This is a genomic window from Abditibacteriota bacterium (assembly GCA_017552965.1).
Classification (GTDB): domain Bacteria; phylum Armatimonadota; class UBA5829; order UBA5829; family UBA5829; genus RGIG7931.
Map to the genome: position 1 here is coordinate 49,914 of JAFZNQ010000052.1, position 25,939 is coordinate 75,852.

General features: G+C 59.8%; 14 protein-coding genes and 1 pseudogene. 1 reads left to right on the plus strand and 14 read right to left on the minus strand.

What is annotated here, in order from left to right:
- Positions 1–36 precede the first annotated feature (36 nt).
- The 9 genes from rpmE to murJ all read right to left on the minus strand — a co-directional run bounded on the left by rpmE (position 37) and on the right by murJ (position 14,525).
- Complete coding sequence (gene rpmE / locus IK083_05190; GenBank protein MBR4748948.1) at positions 37–249, minus strand: 50S ribosomal protein L31; 213 nt, start codon at positions 247–249, stop codon at positions 37–39.
- A gap of 84 nt (positions 250–333) precedes the next feature.
- Complete coding sequence (locus IK083_05195) at positions 334–837, minus strand: 3-isopropylmalate dehydratase small subunit (protein ID MBR4748949.1); 504 nt, start codon at positions 835–837, stop codon at positions 334–336.
- A complete protein-coding gene (leuC, locus tag IK083_05200; protein ID MBR4748950.1) occupies positions 834–2,096 on the minus strand; it encodes a 3-isopropylmalate dehydratase large subunit in 1,263 nt (420 codons plus the stop codon). The genes IK083_05195 and leuC overlap by 4 nt, the downstream gene beginning before the upstream one ends.
- Positions 2,097–2,099: 3 nt before the next feature.
- A complete protein-coding gene (locus IK083_05205; protein MBR4748951.1) occupies positions 2,100–3,644 on the minus strand; it encodes a 2-isopropylmalate synthase in 1,545 nt (514 codons plus the stop codon).
- Positions 3,645–3,784: 140 nt separating this feature from the next.
- Positions 3,785–6,697 carry an alpha-mannosidase gene (locus IK083_05210; GenBank protein ID MBR4748952.1) on the minus strand — a complete coding sequence of 971 codons (2,913 nt, stop codon included), beginning with the start codon at positions 6,695–6,697 and terminating at the stop codon, positions 3,785–3,787.
- Positions 6,698–6,716: 19 nt separating this feature from the next.
- The gene (locus tag IK083_05215) at positions 6,717–7,946 is read right to left on the minus strand and encodes a helix-turn-helix transcriptional regulator (protein MBR4748953.1); all 1,230 of its coding nucleotides are present in this window, start codon (positions 7,944–7,946) and stop codon (positions 6,717–6,719) included.
- Between the two features lie 239 nt (positions 7,947–8,185).
- Positions 8,186–9,679, minus strand: coding sequence for a carbohydrate ABC transporter permease (locus tag IK083_05220; GenBank protein MBR4748954.1), 1,494 nt, complete (start codon positions 9,677–9,679; stop codon positions 8,186–8,188).
- Entirely contained in the window at positions 9,679–12,069 is a 2,391-nt protein-coding gene (locus IK083_05225; GenBank protein ID MBR4748955.1) for an extracellular solute-binding protein, read from the minus strand. The genes IK083_05220 and IK083_05225 overlap by 1 nt, the downstream gene beginning before the upstream one ends.
- Before the next feature lie 110 nt (positions 12,070–12,179).
- Positions 12,180–14,525: a murein biosynthesis integral membrane protein MurJ gene (gene murJ / locus IK083_05230; GenBank protein MBR4748956.1), complete on the minus strand. Its 2,346-nt coding sequence runs from the start codon at positions 14,523–14,525 to the stop codon at positions 12,180–12,182.
- Positions 14,526–14,626: 101 nt separating this feature from the next.
- On the opposite strand from murJ, the gene IK083_05235 reads away from it, so the two are divergent.
- Positions 14,627–15,433, plus strand: a complete 807-nt coding sequence (locus tag IK083_05235; GenBank protein ID MBR4748957.1) for a hypothetical protein — start codon at positions 14,627–14,629, stop codon at positions 15,431–15,433.
- A gap of 30 nt (positions 15,434–15,463) precedes the next feature.
- Here IK083_05235 and IK083_05240 read toward each other — a convergent pair whose 3' ends face one another.
- From IK083_05240 to IK083_05260, 5 genes and pseudogenes are all read right to left on the minus strand, one after another.
- Positions 15,464–17,728: a family 14 glycosylhydrolase gene (locus IK083_05240; protein MBR4748958.1), complete on the minus strand. Its 2,265-nt coding sequence runs from the start codon at positions 17,726–17,728 to the stop codon at positions 15,464–15,466.
- A gap of 69 nt (positions 17,729–17,797) precedes the next feature.
- A complete protein-coding gene (locus IK083_05245; protein MBR4748959.1) occupies positions 17,798–20,077 on the minus strand; it encodes a family 14 glycosylhydrolase in 2,280 nt (759 codons plus the stop codon).
- A gap of 46 nt (positions 20,078–20,123) precedes the next feature.
- Positions 20,124–22,403, minus strand: coding sequence for a family 14 glycosylhydrolase (locus IK083_05250; protein MBR4748960.1), 2,280 nt, complete (start codon positions 22,401–22,403; stop codon positions 20,124–20,126).
- A gap of 145 nt (positions 22,404–22,548) precedes the next feature.
- Positions 22,549–23,289 carry a prepilin-type N-terminal cleavage/methylation domain-containing protein gene (locus IK083_05255; protein ID MBR4748961.1) on the minus strand — a complete coding sequence of 247 codons (741 nt, stop codon included), beginning with the start codon at positions 23,287–23,289 and terminating at the stop codon, positions 22,549–22,551.
- A 99-nt stretch (positions 23,290–23,388) separates the two neighbouring features.
- Positions 23,389–25,046, minus strand: a pseudogene (locus tag IK083_05260) (formate--tetrahydrofolate ligase).
- Positions 25,047–25,939 lie beyond the last annotated feature (893 nt).

Sequence of the window (25,939 nt, forward strand, 5' to 3'; positions counted from 1 at the left end):
AAAAAGCGGCTGACGCCGCGTTTTATGTGATAGATACTATTTCTTGTTCATACCGTACTTGGACAGGAACTTCTCTACTCTTCCTTCGGTATCCACGATCTTCTGCTTGCCGGTAAAGAACGGATGGCAATGGGAGCAGATCTCGACCTTGATCTCGCCGGTACCTATGGTGGAGCGGGTCTCAAAGGTGTTGCCGCAGGCGCACGTTACAGTTGCTTTTTCATATTTGGGATGAATCTTGTCTTTCATCTGACTACCTTCAGTTATTTAAATTTTCTCACGCAATATACATTATACCACTTTCCCGCAGGCTTTGCAAGCCCCGGGAGGGGCTTATTTTTGCCTTTCCCTGATGAGCTTGCGGGTGTATTCCACCAGCCCGCCGTCGGCTATGAGCTCTATGGCAAAATCGGGAAAAGGCCGGGCGGTGTAGGTCTTGCCCGTGTCCAGGTCGGTGATCCTGCCGGCGGCCAGATCCACCTCCAGCCGGTGGCCCTCCCCTATGTCCTTCACGGCCTCGGGGCACTCCATGATGGGCAGGCCTATGTTCAGGGCGTTCCGGTAGAATATCCGGGCAAAGCTGTTGGCTATGACGCAGCTGATGCCGGCGGCCTTGATGGCTATGGGAGCGTGCTCTCTGGAGCTGCCGCAGCCGAAATTGTCGTCGGCCACGATGAAGTCACCCTCGGCCACCTTGGCGGTGAAGTCCGCGTCTATGTCCTCCATGCAGTGGGAGGCCAGTTCCTTCGGGTCCGTGGAATTGAGATATCTGGCCGGAATGATCACGTCCGTGTCCACGTCCGAGCCGAATCTGTGTACTTTTCCTTGCAGCATCATTTCACCTCCAGAGGGCTTGCTATCCTGCCCAGCACGGCGGAAGCCGCCGCTACGGCGGGGCTGGCCAGATACACCTCCGACTCCGTGTGGCCCATGCGGCCCACAAAGTTGCGGTTGGTGGTGCTGACGGCCTTTTCGCCCCTGGCCAGCACGCCCATATGGCCTCCGAGACAGGGGCCGCAGGTGGGAGTGCTGACGGCGCAGCCCGCCTCCACGAATATTTCATAGAGACCCTCGCGGATCATCATGAGCACTATCTCCTGAGTGGCGGGGAGTATGATGCAGCGCACGTCCTTGTGCACCTTTTTCCCCTTCAGCACCGCCGCCGCGGCCCGCATGTCCTCGATCCTGCCGTTGGTGCAGGAGCCGATGACCGCCTGCTGTATCTCCACGTGGGAGGCTTCGCTGACGGGGCGGGCGTTCTCCGGCAGATGGGGGAAGGACACCTGAGGCTCCATGTCGGAGCAGTCTATCTCCACCACCTTCGCATACCGGGCGTCGCTGTCGCTCTTGTATATCCGGTGGCTCCGCTTCAGCCTGCCCCGGATGTATTCTTCGGTCCGGGCGTCGGGGGCCACTATGCCGTTCTTGGCGCCGGCCTCGATGGCCATGTTGCACATGGTGAACCGGCCCGCCATATCCAGCCCTTCTATGACCTCCCCCGTGAACTCCATGGAGCTGTAGAGGGCTCCGTCCACGCCTATCTTGCCTATGGTGTAGAGGATCAGGTCCTTGCCGCACACGTATTCCGGCAGAGACCCGTAATAGACGAATTTGATCTGCTCCGGCACCTTGAACCAGGTCTCACCCACCGCCATGGCGCAGCCCAGGTCGGTGGAGCCCACTCCGGTGGAAAAGGCTCCCAGAGCCCCGTAGGTGCAGGTGTGGCTGTCGGCGCCTATGACGGCGTCGCCGGGGCCCACCAGACCCTGGTCCGGCAGCAGGGCGTGCTCTATGCCCGCCCGGCCGGTCTCAAAAAACCAGGGGAGAGAATGCTCCCTGGAAAAGCGGCGGCAGATGTTGACCAGCTCCGCCGACTTGATGTCCTTGTTGGGGGCGCTGTGGTCCGGAACTATGGCCACCCGCTCCCTGTCAAACACGTCCGCTGCGCCCAGCTTTTCGAACTCACGGATGGCGATGGGCGCGGTGATGTCGTTGCCCATGACCAGGTCCAGCCGGGCCTTGATGATCTCGCCGGGCTCCACTCCGGTCTTGCCGGCGTGGTCGGCCAGTATCTTTTCGGTGATGGTCATACCCATAGGTCAGTCCTCCAGCCTGTTTTTCTTGCTCCGGGTGTGGAAGTAGGCCAGCTTGTTGATGGCCTTCAGATAGGCCTTGGCGCTGGCTGTCAGCAGATCCAGCTCGGAAGCGTTGCCCGTATAGACGGTGCCGTCGGAGCAGCCCAGCTTCACGGTGACTCCCGCAAAGCTGTCCGTGCCGCCGGTGACCGACTTCACGGTGTAGTCCTTCAGCTCGTATTCCTCGCTGACCAGAGAGTCTATGGTCTTGAACACGGCGTCGATGGCGCCTATGCCTATGCCGCTCTTCAGCAGCTCGCTGTCCTCGGTGGACAGCTTCACTGTGGCGGTGGGATAGCCGTTGGTGCCGCTGGTCACGTTCAGATGCTCCAGATCGTATTTGGCCACGTAGGAGCTGGCTCCCATGCTGGCTATCACGTCCAGATCCTCGTCATAGACCACCTTTTTCTTGTCGGCTATCTCCTTGAACTTCACGAAGGCCATGGCCAGCTCGTCGTCGGAGAGCTCGTAGCCCATCTCCGTCAGCTTGCTCTTCAGAGCGTGCTTGCCGGAATGCTTGCCCAGTATGAGCTTGTTCTCGGGCAGGCCGATGGACTCGGCGTCCATGATCTCGTAGGTGCGCTTGTCCGCCAGCACTCCGTGCTGATGGATGCCCGCCTCGTGGGCAAAGGCGTTGCGGCCCACGATGGCCTTGTTCACCTGCACCCCCAGACCGGTGATGCTGGTCAGCAGGCGGCTGGAATTGTATATCTCCCGGGTGTTGATGCCCGTGTCCATGTCCCCCAGAGTGGCCTTTTTGGTCTTGAGGATCATGACTATCTCCTCCAGGGACGCATTGCCGGCTCTCTCGCCTATGCCGTTGACGGTGCACTCAATCTGTCTGGCTCCCGCCTTCAGGGCGGCTATGGAGTTGGCCACCCCCAGGCCCAGGTCGTTGTGACAGTGCACGGAGAAGATGGCCCGGGAGGCGTTGGACACCCCCTCTATCACCTGCTTGATGAAGCCGTAGAACTCAAAGGGCTCCGCGTAGCCCACGGTGTCCGGGAGGTTGATGACCACGGCGCCTGCGTCGATGGCCGCCTCCACTACGCTGATCAGGTAGGGTATATCCGAACGGGAAGCGTCCTCGGCGGAAAATTCCACCCAGTCGCAGTAGCTCTTGGCCCTCTTGACCCCGGCCACCGCCATATCATAGACCTCTTCCCGGGTCTTCTTGAGCTTTTTCTCCAGATGAAGGTCGCTGGTGGCCACGAAGGTATGGATGGCAGGCAGCTTGGCATCCCTGACCGCCTCCCACGCTCTGTCTATGTCCGCAAAGTTAACCCGGCACAGACCGCACACCCGGGACTTGGTGATCTCGCGGCTGATGGCCCTGACAGACTCAAAATCGCCGTCGGACGAGATGGGAAAGCCTGCTTCGATGATGTCCACTCCCAGCCTTTCCAGCTGCTTGGCCATCCTTATTTTTTCTTCTATGTTCATACTGAAGCCGGGTGACTGCTCGCCGTCCCTGAGTGTCGTATCAAATATATAGATACGGTCAGACATGGTGTAACCTCCTTGAAAAGAATATCATTTCGAGCGTTTTACTCAAAGAATATTATACCATATTGCCGCCCGTCTATGCAAGACGGGCCGGCGTGAAAACCGCCCGCTCCGGAGAGCGGGCGGCTGCTGTCGCGCAGGGGTCAGCTCAGCCACACGGACACGTTGCTCCAGGCGCCGAGAGGCACGCAGAGCACTCCGTCCTTCACCGAAGCCGTGTTCTCCGGCTCCGGCTGCTCCAGAGCGTTGACGGTGACGGCGGAAGCAAAGTCTCCCAGTCCGTCCACCCTCACCCGGGCCACGGAATCCTTGCCCGCCACGTCGTAGAGGCGGACTATGATGCCCTTGCCGCACTCCGCCTTCTTCACGGCGGACACGTTGGCCTCGGGGGTCTCCAGCTCGGCATAGCTCTTCTCGAGAGGCAGCTCCCCGGTCTGCACGGGCACGCTGGTGACGCTCATGGGGTTGTTGAAGTCCTCGCCCTCTCTCACCGCGCACACGGGGCAGAAGGCTCCCCGGCGGAACACCACGGAATACTCTATCTCGTGGTCGCCCAGATCGGGGGTGGGATCGGGACTGTAGCTGGACCTGAGCAGGGTCAGGCTGATGGTGTCGTCCACGCAGGCGTGGCCGTATTTGCTCTTGTTCACCAGGGTGACGCCGTATTCGCTGCCTGCGGCGTCCTCGCCTCCCAGGTCAAACCACTTCAGAGCGGGCACCTCCTGGTAGTCCTGCTCCTTGGTCTGCCAGCCGAAGGGGGTCTCGTAGGTGACGGCGCCGCCGGCAAAGGCGGTGGCAAAATAGGCTCTCAGAGTGGGGATGCCCTTCTCGTGGGCGCCCACCTCCAGCCATCTGGTCCTCACCCGGAAGTCCACCTTGCGGGAATCCTTGGCCAGGCTGGTCTCCAGGGACACAAAGCTCCTGCCGCACTCAAAGTCCACTCTCACGGTGCACCTGTTGGGCCCCTGATGGACTATGGCAAAGGTGCCGTTTTCCAGCAGGGTGCGGCTGATGATGTGGGACAGGGACCAGGCAGCCATGCCGTTGCTCTGCTCGGTCTGGAGCTCCAGCTCGCCTATGCCTGCCTCTTCCCGGCAGTATTCGTAGCCGGTCTCCTTGTCCACGCAGCTCACCACCGCGCCGCTGGACTTGCTGACGGTGACTCTGAGATATTTGTTTTCCAGCACTATGTCGGGAGCCACCGAGGGGCTGAAGCCCTGCAGGTCCTGACTGTACACGTCCTTGAGGGTCACGGCGTCGGGAGTCTCCAGAGGCTCGGGACAGTCGTCCACGGCAAAGACCTTGTAGCCGAGAGCCGGGACGTCTTTGGCCTCAAACAGCAGGGCGTGATAGTCGTGCATGAAGTAGTTGCCGCTGTCTATGACCTGGGCCTTGACGCGACGGCCCTCGGAGTCTATGACGCAGATATTCGCGGGATCCATCTTCTTGTTCCAGATCTTGGCCATGATCACTTCGCTGCGCTTCCAGGGCTTGGGGTTGTACACCATGATGGGCTCGGCAGCCTCGCCGTTCAGGCTCAGCATGGTGGCGCCAAAGCCGTCATAGTTCAGGGTGTTGGTGACCACGGAGCCGCCCACTCTCACCCGGCTGTTGATGATGCCGGTGTCTCCGGAGCCTGCTCCCATGCTGTCGCCCACCCTGTCGGCTATGAACCGCTTGGCTATCTCCGAGGTGTCTATGCGCTCCGCCAGGCGCCTCAGGGCCCTGTTCTTCACGGAGCTGGTGGCGGTCAGCACGTCCTGAAAGCTGCCGTTGGCATAGCTGTAGGTGGCCTTGACGCCGGAGCCCGGGAATATGTCGTGGAAGTGGCTGAAGAGGGTCTTCTGCCAGGCTTCCTCAAAGAGCCCGAAGGGATACTCCATGCCGCAGGCTGCGCCGCCTATGAGGGCCAGAGTCTCCGCGGAGGGCAGCTCCAGCTCGCTCACCCGGTTGGCAAACTTGACGGAAGCCTGGGTGGTGTAGCAGCCCTCGAAGATGTAGTTGATGTCTCCCTCCACCACCGGCAGGTCCAGACTGTCCATCTGGGCCTCGATGGCCGAGTAGAATTCGTCGGTGGTGCTGAAGCGGACCTTCGGGAATATGGGATAGGTCATGAGCTCCAGTCCCTGTCTGATGTGGCCTCTGGTGGGGCCTCCGCCGTGGTCGCCCCAGCCGTACATATACATGAAGTCCTTGGCCTTGGTCTCCTTGACGTAGCCGCAGAAGCACTCCCACACCGCGTGGTTGATGGGACCGTTGTAGCCCCACTGGGGATCGGTCTCCCTGAAGCCCAGCAGCTCGCTGCCGTCCTTGGCCCGCCAGCGGAAGAGCCTGGGACCCTTGTGAGGGCGCATCCTGTAATATCTGGTCACTCCGCCCTTGGTCATGATGGAGGGCATCTGGGCGCAGTGGCCAAAGGTGTCGGGAGACCAGTCGATCTTCACGTCCTCCGGGCTCATGCCCAGGTTCTCCGACAGCCACTTGCGGGTGTAGAGCATATGCCGGATGAGGGATTCGCCGGACACGCAGTTCTTCTCTCCCTCCACCCAGGTGGAAGCGGTCACTTCCCACTGGCCGCCGGCTATCTTTTCCCTGATGCTTTCCCACAGCTCGGGGAAATAGGTCTTCATGGCCTTGTAGAGAGACACCTGAGACTGGGAAAATTTGGCCTCCGGGAACTCGTCCAGGATGTTGTTCACCGTGTAAAAGGTGTCGTGGGCCGTGTTGGCCGTCTCGGGCCAGGACCACATCCAGTTCATATCTATATGGGCGTGGCCCACGCAGTGGACGGTGTATTCCTTGGCCTTCTTCCCTATGGGAGCCAGAGCCTCCTCCACCTTTTTCACCGTATCGTCCAGATGGTCGGGGTCTCCCTGCTCCACTGCCTTTACGGCCTCGCTGATATAGGGGGCCCACTCGGCCTCCTTGCCCAGGGCGTCGGCAAACCGGACGGCAAAGTCTATCTCGGTGTCTATGCGGTAAAACTTCGCCTCCAGGGCCTCTCTCATGTCCCGGGCCTTCACGTTCAGCCTGTACTTGTCAAGTTCGAATGCCATTATTTATCTCCTAACAATATTATAATTCGTCTGCATAGCGCTCAAAGGCGTCGTTCCCCAGCTGGTCCTGCTGCTCCTTGTGCTTCATGCGGCGGAACTGGCCGGGGGTCTGTTTGGTGAACCGGAGGAACACCTTGGTAAAATAGCTCTGGTCGTTGAAGCCGGACTCGTGAGCCACGTCCACCAGAGACATATCCGTGTAGAGCAGCAGCTCCTTGGCCTTGTCTATCCTGAACTTGGACACTACCTCCGTAAAGGACATGTCAAAGGTCTGCCGTATGACCCGGGAAAAATGAGAAGGGCTCAGGCAGGCCACCTCAGCCACATCTTCCCGGAGCATATTTTCCTTCAGGTGTTCCTTCATATATTTGATGGCTTCGGCCAGCTGCATGTTGTTGGGATACATCCTGCTGTAGAGCAGAGTCTGGATGCACAGGTCCAGGACCCCCGCTATCCAGTCGTACATATCCGTCTCTTCCTCCAGCGCGGCCAGCTCCGTAAAGGCGTTGTAGCCCCTGCTGATGATGACCTCGCTGCTCCCGCCTGCCTCCACGGTGGTGCGGGCTATGGCCATGGCCAGCTCCAGCAGCACCGTCTTCAGCAGCTCCAGCCTGCCTCCGGCCATCTTGCACATGGAGCCCACCATCTCATTGAGGATCTCCAGGGCTGCATCCGGCTCCACCCTCTTGACGCAGGACAGCAGGGCCGGCTCCTTCACCAGATAAAAATCTCTCAGGGATTTGTAGTTGAAGCCCTTGGAGGACTCGGGGGCTGCGTTCTTGATAGCTTCGAATTCGGCGTGCTTTTTGTTCCGCTCCAGCAGGGCTTCGTTGGCCAGATTCATCCCGCACACCAGATCCCTCAGGCTCCACATGGCTTCGTCTATGACCTCAGGAGCCACAGTCCGGGAATCTATGTCCGAGTCGTATTCCACCACTACGCCCCCCAGCAGCCTGCCGTTGAACATCAGGGGCACGGCGTATATCATGATGGCGGGCCGCCGCGCGGACTGTCTGCCGCAGCAGCCTCCCCGCTTCACCGCCGCAGCGATGGCTTCCCTGCGGTCCTGGCGCAGCTCGCCGCCGAACCTGCTGTCTCCGAATACGTCGACGCCGTCGGCGTCCGAGAGCAGGGTCTTCAGATGCCACTGCCGGGCAAAGCTTTGCGAAAGCAGCTGATAGGCAAAAAAATAGTCCTTCAGCTCCACACACTGAACTGCTTCCGTAGTAATGATTTCATTGATATCCACAATCGATCTCCTTGTAGTCAGCTATATCTTTACTCATTATATCATACTTTTGGATGAAATAAAACCGTTTTGCAGATTATTTTTTATTTTTCATTTTTCCGGGCCCCTCCCCTTTTGAACCTCCGGGCGGCGAAAGGCAAGCCTCTCCCGGCCAAAGCGAACAAAAAGGCACTCTCCGCCCTCCGTCCGGGCAATAAAAAAAAGCAGACCCCGGAAAGGGGTCTGCGGACTGTCGGGCGTCAGCCCTTGATGCCCGTGAGGGTGATACCCTCGATGAAGTGCTTCTGGGCAAAGAAGAATATGATGAGCACCGGCAGTATCACCAGCACCGAGGCAGCCATCAGCATGCCGTATTCGATGCCTGCCTCGCCCATAAAGAGCTGAAGGCCGTAGGCCAGGGTCATCTTTTCGGGCGAATTGATGTAGATCAGAGCGCCCATGAAGTTGTTCCAGGAGCCCATGAAGGTCATGATGGCCAGAGCGGCCAGAGCCGGCTTCACCAGAGGCATCAGGATCAGGACAAAGGTCTTGAAATAGCCTGCGCCGTCCAGTCTGGCGGCCTCCTCCAGGTCTCTGGGGATGCTCATGAAGAACTGGCGCATCAGGAACACCGCGAAGGCGGAGCCGAAGAAGGAAGGCACCCACAGAGGATTGAGGGTGTCCACCCAGCCCAGGTATTTGAATATCATAAACACCGGGATCATGGTCACGGCGCCGGGCAGCATCATGGTAGCCAGCAGCAGGGCAAAGATGATGTCCTTGCCGGGCCATCTGAGCCTCGCGAAGGAATAGGCCACCAGGGAGCAGGAAAACAGGGTGCCGATGATGGAGAGCAGCGTCACGTAGACGGTGTTCAGCAGATATACCAGACCCTTCTTGGTGCTCTTGGGCAGGAAGTCCAGAGCGTCGGGGTAGTTTTCCCACTTCAGACCGGGCTTGGACACCTTGGTCAGGGCGGCGGTCTCGGTGATGTAGCTCTTGCCGCCGCCGGCAGCCGTCACCTTGACGGTGCCGTCCTCAAAGCCTTCCAGCTCATAGACGGTCTCGCCGGTCTCGTTGACGGTCCACACGGGGCACTTTTTGCCCTCAAACTCCACGGAGATCTGACGCTTGGGTATCCACTCCGGAGGGAACTTCATGATCTGGTCGCTTTCCTTGAAGGAGGTACCCAGCAGCCAGACAAAGGGAGCCAGAAATATGACGGAGCCGGTGATCAGGATGACGGTGGCGCCGGAGAGGCTCATGAACTTGCGCCGGGCGCTCCTCTTCTTGAACACGTTTTCCGCGTGGCGGTAGCCCGTCAGATACACCGCAAAGACTGTGATGAACATCAGCAGGCAGGCCAGGAAGAACCGGAGGGACTTCACAGCCCCCACCCCGTCGGGCTCCGCCGCCTGCCCTATGGGCAGCACGCAGGGCGCCAGACAGGCAGCGGCCATGAGGAAGAGGGAGCCCGCCAGATTGGCGCGGCCGCCTCTGGCCAGAAAGCCCGCGGCGCACACCAGAGCCAGCGCCATGGCGCACCAGTCCGCCGCTACGGCGCTGCGGAACACCAGCCGGCCCAGTATCAGAGCCACGGCCAGATACACTATGAACGCGCCGGCTTCCTTCCAGAAGCGCCCTTCCTTGAAGGACTCCTGACATATGGTGATGAAGTAGGTCACCGCGGCGTAGCCCAGAGCGGCGCCCACTATCCAGAAGACAGGCATCAGGTTGGTCAGTGTACGTATCATTATCTCTCACCGCCTTCGTAATAAACCCATTTGTTGGCCAGCTTCAGCTGTATGATGGTCAGTATAAACACTATGAGGAACAATATCCAGGCCACAGCGGAGGCGTATCCCATGCGGAACTCGCCGAAGGCGCGGTTGAACAGATAGAGCACCGGCACCAGGGTGGCCTCCACGGGACCGCCGCTGGTCATGATATACTGAGCTTCGAAGCTCTGCAGCACGCCGATGATGCCCATGATCAGATTGAAGAATATGTAGGGGGTGATCATGGGGATGGTCACCTTCCAGAACTTGACCCAGCTGTTGGCGCCGTCGATCTCCGCCGCCTCATACAGGGCTCTGTTGATGCCCTGCAGTCCGGCCAGCCAGAGGATCATGCCGCCGCCGGCGCCCCACAGACCCATGAGGATGAGGGCGGGCTTGGCGGTCTTTTCGGCTGCCAGCCAGGCGGGAGGCTCTATGTTGAACCATTGGGTCAGAGAGGCCTTCCAGGCCACGTTGATCAGACCGTACTCGGGATTCAGGATCCAGGTCCACAGGATGGCGGTGGCCACGATGGGCATGATGGAGGGCAGGTAGTAGATGGTCCTGTACCAGGTCATACCCTTGATGTCCATGTTCAGCAGGAGGGCGATACACAGGCTGGTGGCCATGCCCAGAGGCAGTCCGAATACAGCCAGATAGAAGGCGTTGTATATGGACTTGCTCATGTAGTACCATTCCTCGGGGCCGAAGATCTCCTTGTAGTTCAGCACGCCTACCCAGCGGGCGGGGTGCAGCACGTCATAGTTGCAGAAGGAAAAGACGAAGGACATGATGATGGGCACCAGAGTGAACACCAGGAAGCCGAACATCCAGGGAGACGCGCAGATGACGGCGGCTCCGAACTCCTGCTTGGCTATGCGGGACAGGCGCTGCTTGCGGACGTTGATATAGCATATGACCGCCAGCACCAGACAGGCTATAAGCCCTATGGCGATAGGTATGTTCCAATTCAGCAGAGGATAGTCGTTCTGATGGAAGAACTTGTCCAGGGCTCCCTGCACGTTGCGGTCCGCCTCCTTGACGGCTTCCGCGGGAGTGGCCATGCCGTACACGGCCTGCTGAAAAGCCCGGTCATGCTCGTTCCAGAGCCTCTGGCTGATCATAGTGGTGGGGCGATAGTAAGAGAAGTCCAGCGCCTCCATGCCCAGCAGCATGGGATCCCGGAATTTCCGCTCTATATTGGCGGTGTATTTGGCCACCATGGCCTCGTTGACCTTGCGGTTGCACTGGAACCAGGGCACGAAGGGCCTGTTGCGCTCCAGATTGTATTTCTTCTGCTCCCGCATGGTCAGGTCCACGCCCTCCATGCTGGTCATCCACTTCATGAATTCCCAGGCCATATCCCTGTGCTTGCTGCCCCGGGGCATCACGTAGGCAAAGCCGCCGGTCCAGGTGACCCAGGTCTGAGTCTCGTTTTTGAAGTCCCCGGTGTGATTGTATCTGTCGTCGGGGATGGGAGGCAGACAGGCTCCCAGCTCCATTTCGGGGTGCCATCTGGCTATGTTGCCCACCAGACCCACGCAGTCGATGCGCATGGCTATCTTGCCGGTCATGAAGGGGTCGAACTCCATGCCGGTGAAGCCGGACACGAAGCTGTTGAGCTTTTCGATGCCGTCATAGCGGTTGTAGAAGTTCACCATCCACTCCAGGGCCTTCAGGCTCTTGGGGTTGTCTATGGTGCACTCCTTCAGGTCCTCGCTCATGAACTTGCCGCCCATCATCCAGCTGTAGAGATAGAACCAGGCGTTGCCGTAGTTGGGTATGAAGCCGATGGAGTCATAGCCCGTCTTGTTGCGCTTGGTCAGCTTGTCGGAATATTCCTGCAGCTCGCTCCAGGTCCTGGGGGGCCTCTCCGGATCCAGACCGGCTTCCCTGAACATCTTCTTGTTGTAGAACATGAGCCTGGAGTCGATGTCGGTGGGCACTCCGTAGGCCTTGCCGTCATACTTTACCTCGTCCCAGGCAGCAGGATAGAATTCCTCCGGCCGGACGCCGCCTTCCTTGTCCCTGTCTCTCTCGATCAGGTCGTCGATAGGCTGCAGAGTGTCTCTCGAGGCCCAGTCCGCAATGGTGAACCGGTCCTGATAGACCACGTCGGGAGGAGCATCGCCCACGATGGCGGTCAGCAGCTTCTGGGGATTCATGCCTCCCGCGCCCATGGAGAGCATCTCCACGGTCACGCCGGGATGCCGTTCCTCAAATACCTTGACGGCAGCCTCCCAGCCCTTTGACCTGTCCACCACCAGCGGACCCCATACCCGGAGCTTGTAGTTCTCCGCGTAAGAGGCGCCTGCCGACAGCAACACGGCTAAAAGGATCACAACAAACAACGCTTTTATTTTCATAAGCGGCCTCCACTATTATTTCGGCGCGTCACAGGGACGCGGCAAGGCAAAAATATATGCCAATTACATTATAAATACAATATGAGGGCTTTGTCAAGAAAGACAGGGCCTCAGTCCCCGCTGTCTTTCCCGTCCGGGGCGGGCTCTCCGCCGCCGGACCCCTGCCCGTCCTCCTCCGGAGCCCCGCCGGCTCCCGGAGCGGCCTCCTCCGCCGGGGCGGAGGCCTTTTTCCGTCTGAACATGCGGGTGACGTTGGCTATGATCTCATCCATCTCCCGGATGCCCAGCCGCTTCAGCACCAGATAATAGGCGCCGAGACACACCAGCATGGCCACCAGCAGCGTCAGGCCGCTGGTCAGGTTGCCCTCTATCCTCATGAGGGGCCTGGGCTTCACGTAGGAAGGCAGATCCCGGATAAGGGCGTCTCTCTTTTGCTTTTGTCCGGCTTTGGACTCGTGGCCTCTGCCGGTGATATAGTCGTTCATGCACTCCATGATGTCCCGCGGCAGGGTGGAGGTGGCCTCGGACAGGTCCAGCAGCCTCTCGGTCCTGGCCTTCAGGGTGACGCTCATGGCGCCTCTCACAGCCTTCGCTGCCTCGGACTTGCCCGTGAGGATCTCCCGGGAGAGCTTTTCCGTGCTGATCACGTCCCGGGAGAGATACAGACCGTCGGGAGAAGACAGGGACCTCTGAGAGGCCTCCCTGCCTATTATCAGCCGGGCCAGCAGGGTGCCGGAGCTCCTGTATTCCCGCAGGGAATCGGAGAACACCGTGTCAAAAAACCGCCTGTTGTCAAAGACGTCGCCCTTCTTCATGGCGTCGGCCTCCATGAGCCGGTTGATGCAGTCCGTCAGCCCCTCGTCCACGCTTCTTTTGGTGGACACGTACAGCCTGTACCGGCTGGTCTCGAGAAACACGTCCCCGGGGATGCAGGCCTTGTAGGGCTCGTATTTGGGGTCGTGGGTCCTCTGGAGAAAGACCGCCAGCCTCTGAGGGTTCCTGATGTCCCCGTCCACCAGCTTCCAGGTCCCCAGCAGGGCGTAGCCCGCATACCTGACGCCGAAGCACAGGACCGCCAGCGCGCAGGTCCCCACCAGGACCCTTTTCACCGTGTAGATGATCCGGCCGCCGTCGATGCCGCCTATCTTTTTGCGCAGCCAGCAGGTCAGGATGGTAAAGTGGATGATGATGCCCACGGTGGTGGCGAGAGCCAGACCGCCGCAGCCCAGCAGCTTGATGAATATGAAGTTGAGAGGGATGAATATGACTGTGGTGATGGTGCCTATGATCACGGGGCTCACCGTGTCCTGTATGGCAAAGAAGCCTCTGGACACTATGGCCTGACCGGCCCAGGCAAAGATGCCTATGGAATAAAACACGAAGCAGAGGGCCGTGATGGGCACGTCGGCGGCTGTGAAGGACCGCCACATATACACCGTGCGGACTATGGGGTCGGCCATGATCATCATGAAGGCGGTGACGGGTATGTTTTCTATGAGAATGGTGGAGAGGCCGTAGCCCACTCCGCTCCGCAGGTTGTCCCACTCCTTTTTGGCCGCATAGGCGGACAGGGCGGGGAGGATGGCCGTGCCCGTGGCCTGGGCAAAGATGCCTATGGGCACCTGCATGAGCCTGTTGGCGTAGTTCAGGGCGGCGGGAGCCACCTCGCTGACCCAGCTGGCAAACCATTTGTTGATGATCACGTCTATCTGGGGCAGGCTCAGGCCGAAGATCACAGGTATGGCCAGTATGGCCACCCTCACCACTCCGGGATGATTGAGCTTCAGGGAAAAGTGATACTCAAAGCCTTCCTTTTTCAGGGTGTACCAGGTATAGACTATGTTGCCGGCAAAGGAGCCCAGCAGGGTGCCTACGGCCAGTCCCTTGACCCCTATGAACCGCCCCAGGAGCAGGGCTCCCAGGATGATGCCCAGATTGTATATGATGGGACACATGCTCCGGGCGTCAAAGTTCTTGCGGGCCTCCAGAGTGCCCATCATGAGACCGCCCACGAAGAAGAACACCTGGCAGGGCATGATGATCCGGGTCAGGGCCACCGTGAGGCCCACCAGCTCCGGGTGCTTGGCGGAAAAGCCGGGCACAGCCAGCATGGTGACCAGAGGCCGGGCGTATATCCAGGCGACCACTATGACCAGGGTAAGGAATATGCCCATGAAGCTGCCTATGATAGAGAATATCTGCCAGGCTTCCTTTTGCCTGCCGTTGTGGAAATACTCGGTGAACACCGGGATAAAGGCTGAAGAGAGGGCGCCGCTGGACAGGAAGAAATAGAGCAGGTCCGGCAGGTTGAAGGCCGCCGTGTAGGCGCTGACGGCGCCGCTCTGTCCGAACTGGGCGGCTATGATGACTTCTCTGATGAGACCCAGGATACGGCTGAGGAGAATGGCCACCAGCATCAGGCTGGCCGCCTTGGTAATGTTTTTATGATTTGCCATGTCTATACGGTCACACCGGAGAATATTTGTTGTATAATCTAAGTAGGTCCTCTACAAAGACCACTAATATTATATCACAAATCGGGGCAAGGTGCTATCGTATGGCAAGTCTTTTTGCGAGATACCGGTCAAGGGCAGAATACTACGACGTCGATCGTCGCATACGGGGAATCTGGTGGGGCAGGCCCTTTGACAGGCTGGTCAACTCCGTTCTCCGGCTGGCTGGGACCCCGCGCATAGAGCCGCCGGCAGGCAAAATAGCCATTGATATGCACGCCCACACCTTCTGCTCCTACTGCAGCTTCACCCGCCCCGAAGACCTGCTGACGAAGGCGGCCCTGCTGGGCCTCGGAGGCATCTGCATCATGGACCACCACACCACCAGAGGCTACGATATGGCTCTGGAGGCCGCCGGGGACCTGACGGAACGGGGACTGCTGCCCCCGGGCTTCCTCATACTGAAGGGGGTAGAATACTCCACCACAGAGGGACACATATGCGGCCTCTTTTGCGACGGCGACGTGCCCTTCAAGGAAGCGGGCGCCAGGGAGGCCGTGGAGCGGATACTGGATATGGGAGGCCTGCCCGTGGCGGCCCACCCCTTCCACAAGACCGGCGTGGGAGAGCTGGTCCATCAGCTGGAGGGACTGGCGGCAGTGGAGATATACTCGGGCTCGGTGCTCCGGGAACGGGAATATCTGCAGGCAGCCCGCCTCTCCTCCGACGCAGCCCGCCTGGGCTCCTCGGACAGCCACTTCCTCAGCACCTGCGGCATGTGCTACACTCTCTTTCCCGACACGGTGAAGACTCCGGAGGACGTGAGGCAGGCCATCCTCTCGGCGGACACGGAGCCTGCCGAGACCGCCTATTATACCGCCGTCCGGCGTCTGGCCGGAGGCATGAAATAAGGGACGCCGGAGCGCCCCTCTCTTTCCGTCCTACAGCTTTATGTCCGTGATGGTCTTTCCTTCGCAGGGGACCACGGTCTTTTTGCCCTTGTAATTCACGATGAGGTCCTTCGCCTCCTCGTTCTTGCTGTAAACCAGCAGCCTGTCCTTCTCTATCTGTGTCACATACAGGCCGTTCTCCGCTATCTCATACACGGGATAGCCCTGCTTCCAGAGTATATCCGTCAGCTTTTTGGCCAGCTCTTTGTAGTCCGCCACTCTGTAGATGTAGCCCATGCCGTACCGGCCCCCGGCAGGCCCCGACGGGAACAGCAGCTTTTCGGGGGCATCGCCGCCCTCCACGCTCTCAAACCGGTCCACGTCCACCACGATGATCCGGCCGCCTGCCCGGGCCCACCCGGCCAGCTTTTCGGCCAGGTCGGTCTCCATGATGCGGCCGTGGGCAACTACGAGCACCCTGTTCCGGTCAAGAGCGCCCCGGAGAGCCATGGATTCGTCCACGAAATCGTAGTCAACATAGTCCCTCAGGATCCCGGCTTTTTTCAGGAAGTCGTCCCACTGCATCACCATCTGCACGTCGGGATACCACAGGGCCACGGGCACCACCGGTTTGGTGTGGAACAGATATTTGAAATGCTTTCTCTGCTGTTCCAGGGTCTTGTCGGCGCCGGTGACGTTGGTGTTGTAGTCGTGGAGCTGGTCCGCCCCGGAGGCGGTGGCGTTGTAGATGCGGGCGGGAATGCCGTAGAAGTCTTCCAGGCCCGCAGGCTCAAAGCCAAAGAGGGCTCCGTAGAATTTGCCGGAGCTGGCCACCCAGCGGGTGACCGTCAGGTTGGCGGCATAGTCGGAGGCCTCGTTGGTGATGCGGACCCCGGCCCCGTATTTGGCCGCCACCCGGCACTGGTCGGCAAAGTGGCCCCCCAGCTCCGCGGCGGAGTGGCCGCCGGTGCAGAGATAGACGTCCGTATCTCCCACTATTTCCCGGGTGGTCCCGATCCACCACTCGGACAGGTCTGTCATGCAGCCCCGGTACCAGTCGGTGAAGTCCAGATAGCGGCGGCGGGTGTCGGGAGAGGCGAATATGTTTTCCCTGTAAGCCTTGATCTCCGCCTCGCTGTTGAAGGGATAGTCCGCTTCGTCAAAGGAGGCGAAGGAGGTGTGCCAGGCCTTGTTGAGGGCCCCTATGGTCCCGTATTTCTTCTCGGCGTATTTTCTGAAGTCCGCCCGGGCGTAGTCGTCTCCGCACCAGAAGCCCAGGTGGTTGTGATATTCCCCGGGCACGCCGAAGGTCCAGCCGCCGCCGGACACGGAGTAGATGGCTTCGCCGTAGTCGCCCTGGATGCCCAGCAGCACCGATTCCACCACTCCCGTCTTGCCGTAGCGCTCCCAGAAGGCTTCCAGAAAACGCCGTATATAGGGCTTCAGATATGGGTTCCACAGGCTCTCTATCTTGCTGTCGATGCCATGCTCCAGGCAGCGGCAGGGCACGTGCTCCTCCGAAGCCCGGAACCAGCCGGGGGTGGAATAGGCGGGGCTCAGGATGAGAAAGGGCACCCACTTCAGGCCGTATTTCTGCAACACCTCCACCTGGGCGTCATATTGGCTCCAGTCCCAAACCCCCTTTTCCTTTCCTTCCACGCTTTCCCAGGTGACGTAGGTCTCTATGCTGGTGACCCCCAGGCCGCGGAAAATGAGAGCCTGGGCCTCGGTGGCGTTGTTGCCGAAGCAGTAGCTCATACCGGCGGGAGGGGCCGGGGCGTTCCTGCCCAGGTCCTCCGAAAGCCTTTTCAGGATCTCATCGGGGTCCTTGATATCGGGGGAATCCGGCTCTTCGTTCCAGACCTCTATCCTTGAGACCAGTATGTCGTTCTGGATGTTGATACGCATATTGTTCCCGGCATTCATTTTCTTTCCCTTGGGGTCAAAGGCGCCGAAACGCCCCGGGATCCGCTGCCAGTCATCGCTCTCCAATACGGCAAAGCCCTTGCCCGGGGTATAAGGCTGGTTGGCGCCGGTATGGGTGATCCCCACGAAGCTCCATTTGCTCTCATTGCAGAGCAGGTCCACCACCACCCAGGCGTCCGGGGCGATGGACGAGGGGTCGTCAAAGGCAAAATACAGAAAGCTGCTGCCCTCCTTGAGGCGCCAGCAGTCCCTGCCGGCCGCCCGTTCCAAGGTGTATTGACCGTCGCCCACGTTGGTCATGGTCATGCCCTTCTGCTGTGTGGGAGTGATGAAGGCGGCGGGCTCCGCCGCCTGCAGCGCGCAGGCTGCCAGCGCGAACAGTAATACCAAAATGATTCTCGTCACTTTTCAGGTCTCCTTATCCAAAGGGGCGCCGGAGCGCCCCTCTCTCTCTTTTTTCTACAGCTTTATGTCCGTGATGGTCTTTCCTTCGCAGGGGACCACGGTCTTTTTGCCCTTGTAGTTCACGACGAGGTCCTTCGCCTCTTCGTTCTTGCTGTAAACCAGCAGGCGGTCTTTTTCTATCTGGGTCACGTAAAGGCCGTTCTCCGCTATCTCATACACGGGATAGCCCTGCTTCCAGAGTATCTCCGTCAGCTTGACGGCCAGCTCTTCTCTGTCGGCTACGCTGTATACGTAGCCCTTTCCGAAGCTGCCGCCGGGACGGCCGTCGGGAAACAGCAGGTCCTCGGGGGCGCCGGTCCCCTCCACGCTTTGGAACCTGTCCACGTCCAGCACTATGATCCTGCCGCCCTGCTTTGCCCATTCCGCCAGCTTTTCGGCCACGGCGGTCTCCATGATATAGCCGTAGGTAACGACCAGTATCTTGTTCCGTGCAAGGGCGCCCCGGAGGATCATGGTGTCGTCCACGAAATCAAAGTCAAAGTAGTCTCTCAGCTCCCCGGCCTTTCTGAGAAAGTCGCCCCACTTCATCACCATCTGCGCGTCGGGATACCACAGGGCTATGGGCACCACCGGCTTGGTGTGGAACAGGTATTTGAAATGCTTTTTCTGCTGCTCCACGGTCTTCTCGCTGCCTGTCACGTTGGTGTTGTAGTCGTGGAGCTGATTGGCTCCGGAGGCAGTGGCGTTGTAGATGCGGGCGGGAATGCCGTAAAAATCCTCGCTGCCCGCGGGCTCAAAGCCGAAGAGGGCGCCGTAGAACTTGGCGGAGCTGGCCACCCAGCGGGTCACCACCAGGTTGTCCCGGTAGTCGGAAGCCTCGTTGGTGATGCGGACCCCCGCCCCGTGCCTGGCAGCCACCCGGCACTGGTCGGCAAAATGGCCTCCCAGCTCCGCGGCGGAATCGCCGCCGGTGCAGAGATAGATATCGGTCTTCTTGCCGAAGACCTCCCGGGTGTTTGCGATCCACAACTCCGCCAGGTCTGTCATGCTGCCCCGGTACCACTCTACAAAGTCCAGATAATGCCGCCGGGTCTCCGGCTTTTCGAACAGCCCTTCCCTGTAAGCCTTGATCTCCGCCTCGCCGTTGAAGGGATAGTCCGCCTCCTCGAAGGAGCCGTAGGAGGCGCGCCAGGCCTTGTTCAGGGCGCCTATGGTCTTGTACTTTTTCTCCGCGTATTTTCGGAAGTCCGCCCGGGCGTAGTCGTCTCCGCACCAGAAGCCCATGTGGTTGTGGTATTCCCCGGGGACGTTGAAGGTCCAGCCGCCTCCGGTCACGGAGTAGATGGCTTCGCCGAAGTCCCCCTGTATGCCCAGCAGCACCGATTCTATGACGCCGGTATCGCCGTAGCGCCGGGCAAAGGCCTCCAGGAAACGCCTTATATACGGCTTCAGATATGGGTTCCACAGGCTCTCTATCTTGCTGTCCTCGCCGTGCTCCAGGCAGCGGCAGGGCACGTGATCCTCCGAAGCCCGGAACCAGTCCGGCGTGGAATAGGCGGGGCCCAGGATGAGAAAGGGCACCCATTTGAGGCCGAATTTCTGCAATATTTCCACCTGGCGGTCCCATTCGGACCAGTCCCACTCTCCTTTGCCTTTTCTCTCCACGCTCTCCCAGGTCACGTAGCTCTCTATGCTGGTAACGCCCAGGCTGCGGAACATGACGGCCTGGGCTTCGGTAACGTTGTTGCCGAAGCAGTAGCTCATGCCCGGCGCAGGCTCGGGCGCCAGGTCCTTCATCTTTTCCTCTATCAATTCTTTGGGGTCTGTAATATCCGACATATCCGGTTCCTCGTTGTATATCTCCACCTTTGCTATGAATATATTGTCTCCGCCCAAATACAGGCGCATGTTGTTGCCGTAGTTCATGGCGCCGCCCCCGGGGTCAAAGCCCGCCATGCGGAGGGCGTAGCGGCGCCACCCTCCGGATTCGACTATGCCCAGGCTGTCGGCTTTGTTGTAGAGGGTAGAGGAGCTTACGTGCGCGAGCTCCACAGGGCCGATGTAATTGCCGCTGTAAAAGGCTTCGATGACCACCCAGGCGCCGGGGGCTACGGCCGCGGGATCGTCGAAGGAATAGTACAGGTATTCGCTGCCCTCCTTCAGACTCCAGCATTCCCTGCCGTCGATCATGCCGGCGGTCCATTCCCCGTCCCCGGAGTTGGTCATATTCATACCCCGCCTTTCCGAGGGCGTGATGAAGGCCACAGGCTCCGCCGCAGCACACAGCGCCGAAGCGGCCAACACAAACAGCATCACCAAAAGTATCTTGTTCATACAGGGATCTCCCGGGCAAGAGGCCCCGGCGGCGGGGCCTCCCCTTCTACAGCTTGATATCCGTTATGGTTTTTCCTTCGCAGGGGACCACGGTCTTCTTGCCCTTGTAGTTGATGATGATATCCCGGGCTTCCTCGTTCTTGCTGTATACCAGTATCCTGTCCTTTTCTATCTGGGTGGAGTAGAGGCCGTTTTCCGCTATCTCATACACGGGATAGCCCAGCTTCCACAGTATCTCCGTCAGCTTCACTGCCAGCTCTTCGTAGTCGGCCACGCTGTAGATATAGCCCTTGCCGTACTGTCCGCCGGGTCTTCCCTTGGGGAACAGCAGCCTTTCGGGGGAGTCGGCGCCTTCCACGCTTTCGAATCTGTCCACGTCCACCACGATGATCCGGCCTCCGGACCGGGCCCAATCTGCCAGCTTTTTGGCCACGTCGTTCTCCATGATGTAGCCGTGGGCTATCACCAGTATTTTGTTCCGGGCGAGAGCGCCCCGGCGGGCCATGGATTCGTCCACGAAGTCGTAGTCAAAGTAGTCTCTCAGCACCTCTGCCTTCTGGAGGAACTTGTCCCACTGCATCACCATCTGCATGTCGGGATACCACAGGGCTATGGGCACCACGGGCTCTGTGTGGAACAGATACTTGAAGTGCTTTCTCTGCTGGTCCATGGTCTTTTCGCTGCCTATGACGTTGCTGTTGTAGTCATGGAGCTGATGGGCGCCGGAAGCGGTGGCGTTGTAGATGCGGGCGGGAATGCCGTAAAAGTCCTCCGAGCCCGCAGGCTCAAAGCCGAACAGGGCGCCGTAAAACTTGCCGGAGCTGGCCACCCAGCGGGTGACGGTCAGGTTGGTGGCGTAGTTGGAGGCCTCGTTGGTAATGCGGACGCCGGCCCCGTATTTGGCCGCCACCCGGCACTGGTCGGCAAAGTGGCCGCCCAGCTCCGCCGCGGAGTGTCCGCCGGTGCAGAGATAGATGTCCGTATCCTTGCCGAAGACCTCCCGGGTGGTCTTTATCCACCATTCGGACAGGTCGGTCATGCTGCCCCGGTACCAGTCCGTAAAGTCCAGATATCTGCGCCGGGTGTCGGGAGAGGTGAATATATTCTCTCTGTAAGCCTTGATCTCCGCCTCGCTGTTGAAGGGGTAGTCCACCTGGCCGAAAGAGGCGTAGGAGGTGTGCCAGGCCTTGTTGAGGGCGCCTATGGCCCCGTATTTCTTCTCCGCATATTTTTTGAAGTCCTCCCGGGCATAGTCGTCGCCGCACCAGAAGCCCAGATGGTTGTGATATTCGCCGGGCACGTTGAATGTCCAGCCGCCGCCGGACACGGAGTAGATGGCCTCGCCATAGTCCCCCTGGATGCCCAGCAGCACCGACTCTATGACGCCGGTGTCGCCGTAGCGCTCCCGAAAGGCAGTGAGGAAGCGGCGTATATAAGCCTTAAGATAGGGGTTCCACAGGCTCTCTATCTTGCTGTCCGTGCCGTGCTCCAGACAGCGGCAGGGCACGTGCTCGTCGGAAGCCCTGAACCAGCCGGGAGTGGAATAGGCGGGGCTCAGTATGAGGAAGGGTACCCACTTGAGGCCGTATTTCTGCATGACCCGCACCTGATGGTCCCACTGGGACCAATCCCAGGTGTCTTTTTCCTTGCCTTCCACGCTCTCCCAGGTCACGTAGCTCTCTATGCTGGTGACTCCCAGGCTCTTGAACATCACCGCCTGGGCCTCGGTCACGTTGTTGCCGAAGCAGTAGCTCATGCCCGGCGCGGGCTCCGGGCTGATATCCTTCATCTTATCCGCGACCATTTCGTTGGGGTCTGTAATGTCTGTCATATCAGGCTCCTCATTCATTATCTCCACCCGTGAAACGAGTATATCTCCTCCGCCTATGGAAAGGCGCATATTGTTGCCGTAGTTCATGGTGCCGCCCTCGGGGTCGTAGCTGTTCATCCGGAGAGCGTAGCGGCGCCACACCCCGGATTCGGCGATGCCGAAGCCGTCGGACTTGTTGTAGAGGGAAGAGGAGCTCACGTGCATCAGCTCCACAAAGCCTACGTAGGCGCCGGTGTAATAAGCGTCGATGACTACCCAGGCGCCGGGGGCCACCGACCCGGGGTCGTCAAAGGAATAATAGAGGAATTTGCTGCCGTCCCTGAGGCGCCAGCATTCCCTGCCGCCCACCGTGTCCACGGTCCACTCTCCGTCGCCGGCGTTGGTCATATCCATGCCGTTTTTCTCCGACGGGGTAATGGACATGACCGGCGACGCAGCATACAGCGCCCCGGGAAGCAGGACGCACACAAGCAGTATGAGCAATAATCTGGTCATGAGTCACCTCTCTCGCATATGGTATATATCTATTATATCACACCCGGCCCCCGGGAGACGAAAAACTCCCGAAAACTTTTTCCGTCAGGAGGGCGCCTGCTCCGGGACAAAAAAAACTGCCCCGAAGGGCAGTCTGTGAGAGCGCTTAGTTCTGTCCGCCGATATCCCAGCCGGCTTCGCACATGAAGGAATTGTCCCAACCGTTCAGGTTGCCTTCCCAGTAAGCGGGCCAGTTGAAGTCCCAGATGTTGGTGCCGATGTTTCTCTCGCACTTCCACAGCTGAGCGTGACCGTCGGCAAACACGGCGTTCACAGCCAGAGGAGCCTGATGGGCGATGCCGTTCTGCTCCTTGGACTTGTGGTAAGCCATCCACTCATGCCACACGGCAAACTGAGCGGGCTTCTTGATGACGCCGGAATTGACGTCGGAGCGATAGGTGTCCTGACACAGGCAGAAGCGATAGCAGGTGGTGGTCAGGTCGTTGATACCCTTGCCCAGGTTGGAGGCCTTCCAGTCGGCGGAAGGGCAGAAGAACAGATTGATGTTCTTCATGTAGGGCATCATGGCGTTCTGCACGATGAGATAGTGCAGGGTGTAGCCGTGCATGCTGGCCACGTAGTCGGCGTTGCCGGCGCCGCTGCCGACTCTCGCAGGCATGGTGGAGGAGAAGTAGGGATACAGGCCCGCGTAGAAGGAGGGCATGAATTCATCCCAGTCGGAGCAATACATGGCTGTGGCAGTGCCTATCTGCTTGAAGTTGGAGAGGCACTGGGTCTGGCGCGCCTTTTCTCTGGCCTGGGCAAATACGGGGAAGAGTATTGCCGCCAGAATGGCGATGATAGCGATGACTACCAAAAGTTCGATGAGTGTAAAACCTTTTTTCATGGCTTTCTCCTTGAGTATTTATAGTTGCAGCCTTTTCCGGCTGCAAGATATCATATATTACGACCGGTTTCACGGAGCCGGTGTTCCATTTTTTTAGTCTCAGAAGAGCCCGTCTATGACCCCGTCGTCGGACACGGTGATCCGGCAGGCGGCCGGCTCCTTGGGCAGCCCGGGCATGGTGAGTATCTTGCCGGCGTAGGCCACTACGAACCCGGCGCCGCCGCAGGGCTTGAAGCCCGATATGTTCACCTCAAAGTCCCGGGGCCTGCATATGAGGGCGGGATCGTCGGAAAAGGAATACTGGGTCTTGGCGATGCACACCGGCAGACGCCCCAGGCCCGCCTTTTCTATCTGCTCCGCCTGCTCCAGGGCCCGGGGGGAAAACAGGGCTCTTTTGGCCCCGTAGATCTGCCTGGTCACCCGGTCCGTCTTTTCGGTGACGGACAGGCTGTCCTCGTAGGTGAAGCGCAGAGACTCCGGCCCCTCATGCTCCTCCAGGAGACGGGCCAGCTCCAGAGCCCCTTCGCCGCCTTTGGCGTGGACCTCGGACAGGGACCAGCGGACCTGCTCGGCGGCCAGCAGGCGGCCCAGCTCCTCCAGCTCTTCCGGAGTGTCGCCGGGGAAACGGTTCACGGCCACAAAGGGCTCCAGACCGAAGGAACGCACGTTTTCTATGTGCTTGCGCACGTTGTCAAAGCCTCTCTCCAGAGCGGCAGTGTCCGGCCGGGACAGCTCGGTCCTGGCCACGCCGCCGTGATACTTGACGGCTCTCACCGTGGCCACCAGCACCGCGGCGTGGGGCACCAGAGACGCCTTGCGGCATTTGATGTTGACGAATTTTTCCAGTCCCAGATCGGAGCCAAAGCCTCCCTCGGTGACTACCCAGTCCCCCAGCCTCAGAGCCGTCTCCGTGGCTATGAGGGAGTTGCAGCCGTGGGCTATGTTGGCAAAGGGGCCTCCGTGGACAAAGGCGGGAGTGCCCTCTATGGACTGCACCAGATTGGGCTTGATGGCGTCCTTCAGCAGGGCTGCCATGGCCCCCTCCGCCTGCAGGTCGCCGCAGGTCACGGGCTCCCCCTTCCGGTCAAAGGCCACGATGATCCGGGCCAGCCGCCGCTTCAGGTCCGCAAGATCCCGGGAGAGGCAAAAGAGAGCCATGACCTCCGAGGCGGTGGTGATCTCAAAGCCGCTTTCCCGCTCCACGCCGTTGGACTTGCCCCCCAGACCGGCGGTGATGCGCCGCAGGCCCGGTCGTTCATGTCCATGGCCCGCTTGAAGGTGACGGCAGCCGGGTCTATGTCCCGGGCGTTGCCCTGATACATGTGGTTGTCCAGCATGGCAGCCAGCAGATTGTGGGCGGCGCCGATGGCGTGGATGTCACCGGTAAAGTGCAGGTTGATGTCCTCCATGGGCAGCACCTGGGCCCACCCGCCTCCGCAGGCGCCTCCCTTGACCCCGAAGCAGGGACCCAGAGAGGGCTCTCTCATGGCTATCACGGACTTTTTGCCCAGACGGCGGAAGGCGTCCGCCAGACCTATGAGAGTGGTGGTCTTGCCCTCGCCCGCCGGCGTGGGAGTGATGGCGGTGACTATGACCAGCCGGCCCCTGCGGGGCATGTCCCTGACGCACAGAGGGTCGATCTTGGCCTTGTCTCTGCCGTAGCGGCACACGAATTCCGGGGCTATACCCAGACCTGCGGCCACCCGGTCTATGTCCTCTGTCCGGGCGGAATGGGCTATCTCTATGTCAGTCAGCAAATCGATTCTCCTTGAAGACCATAATATATTACCGCTATATATTACACACCTTATTATTATACAATTTTTGAGCGGGTTTTTCAAACCTCAGGGGAAAAGAGGGAGACAGCGGGGGCAAAGCCCTCCGGGGGACAAGGGCGGTGATGAGGGCGGCGGACCCCGGCGGTCAAGCGGAACAACCCCGCGTCATCTCGGCGGCCAATTCAGACGTCATCTCGGCGGTTTTCCCGAGGGGAAAACCGGTAAGAGATCCCCTTCAGACTGTCGGAAAGGCCCCGGAACAGCGGTCTGCCTGCCGCCGCGGAAAGTATGTTTTGTCCCGTTGGGCATGTCCGTAGCCGTGGCTCGCGGCTTCGTGACAGGGGATTTCTTACCGCCTCTTACAGAGGCGCCGAAATGACGTTGAGTTTGAACGGGACAAGAGGCGGCTGGTGGGAGGGACCGTATCGCGGGGCGGACGAGAGGTGTAGTCGAGCGCTTTTTGTCCCGTTGGGCCGGTCCATAGCCGGAGGCTCGCGGCTTCGTGACATCCCGGCGGCCGATCCAGACGTCATCTCGGCGGTTTTCCCCCAGGGAAAACCGGTAAGAGATCCCCTTCAGACTGTCGGAAAGGCCACGGCACAGCATCATATTCACCGCCGGGAGAAAGTCTGTTTTGTCCCGTTGGGCCGGTCCGCAGCCGGAGGCTCGCGTTTCCACTACAGGGGACTTCTTACCGGTGAGGGCTTGAGGAGCCCTCACCGCCGAAGTGACGTCGAAAGTGAACGGGACAACGCGCGCCCCGATTCACGTCACCCCGGCCCCTCCGCCGTCATCCCAGCGCCCGAAACGCAGTGAGGGCGTTGGAGATCTGTGGGGGCACCGATGCCGCAGGCATTGGGGGGGCCACGCGG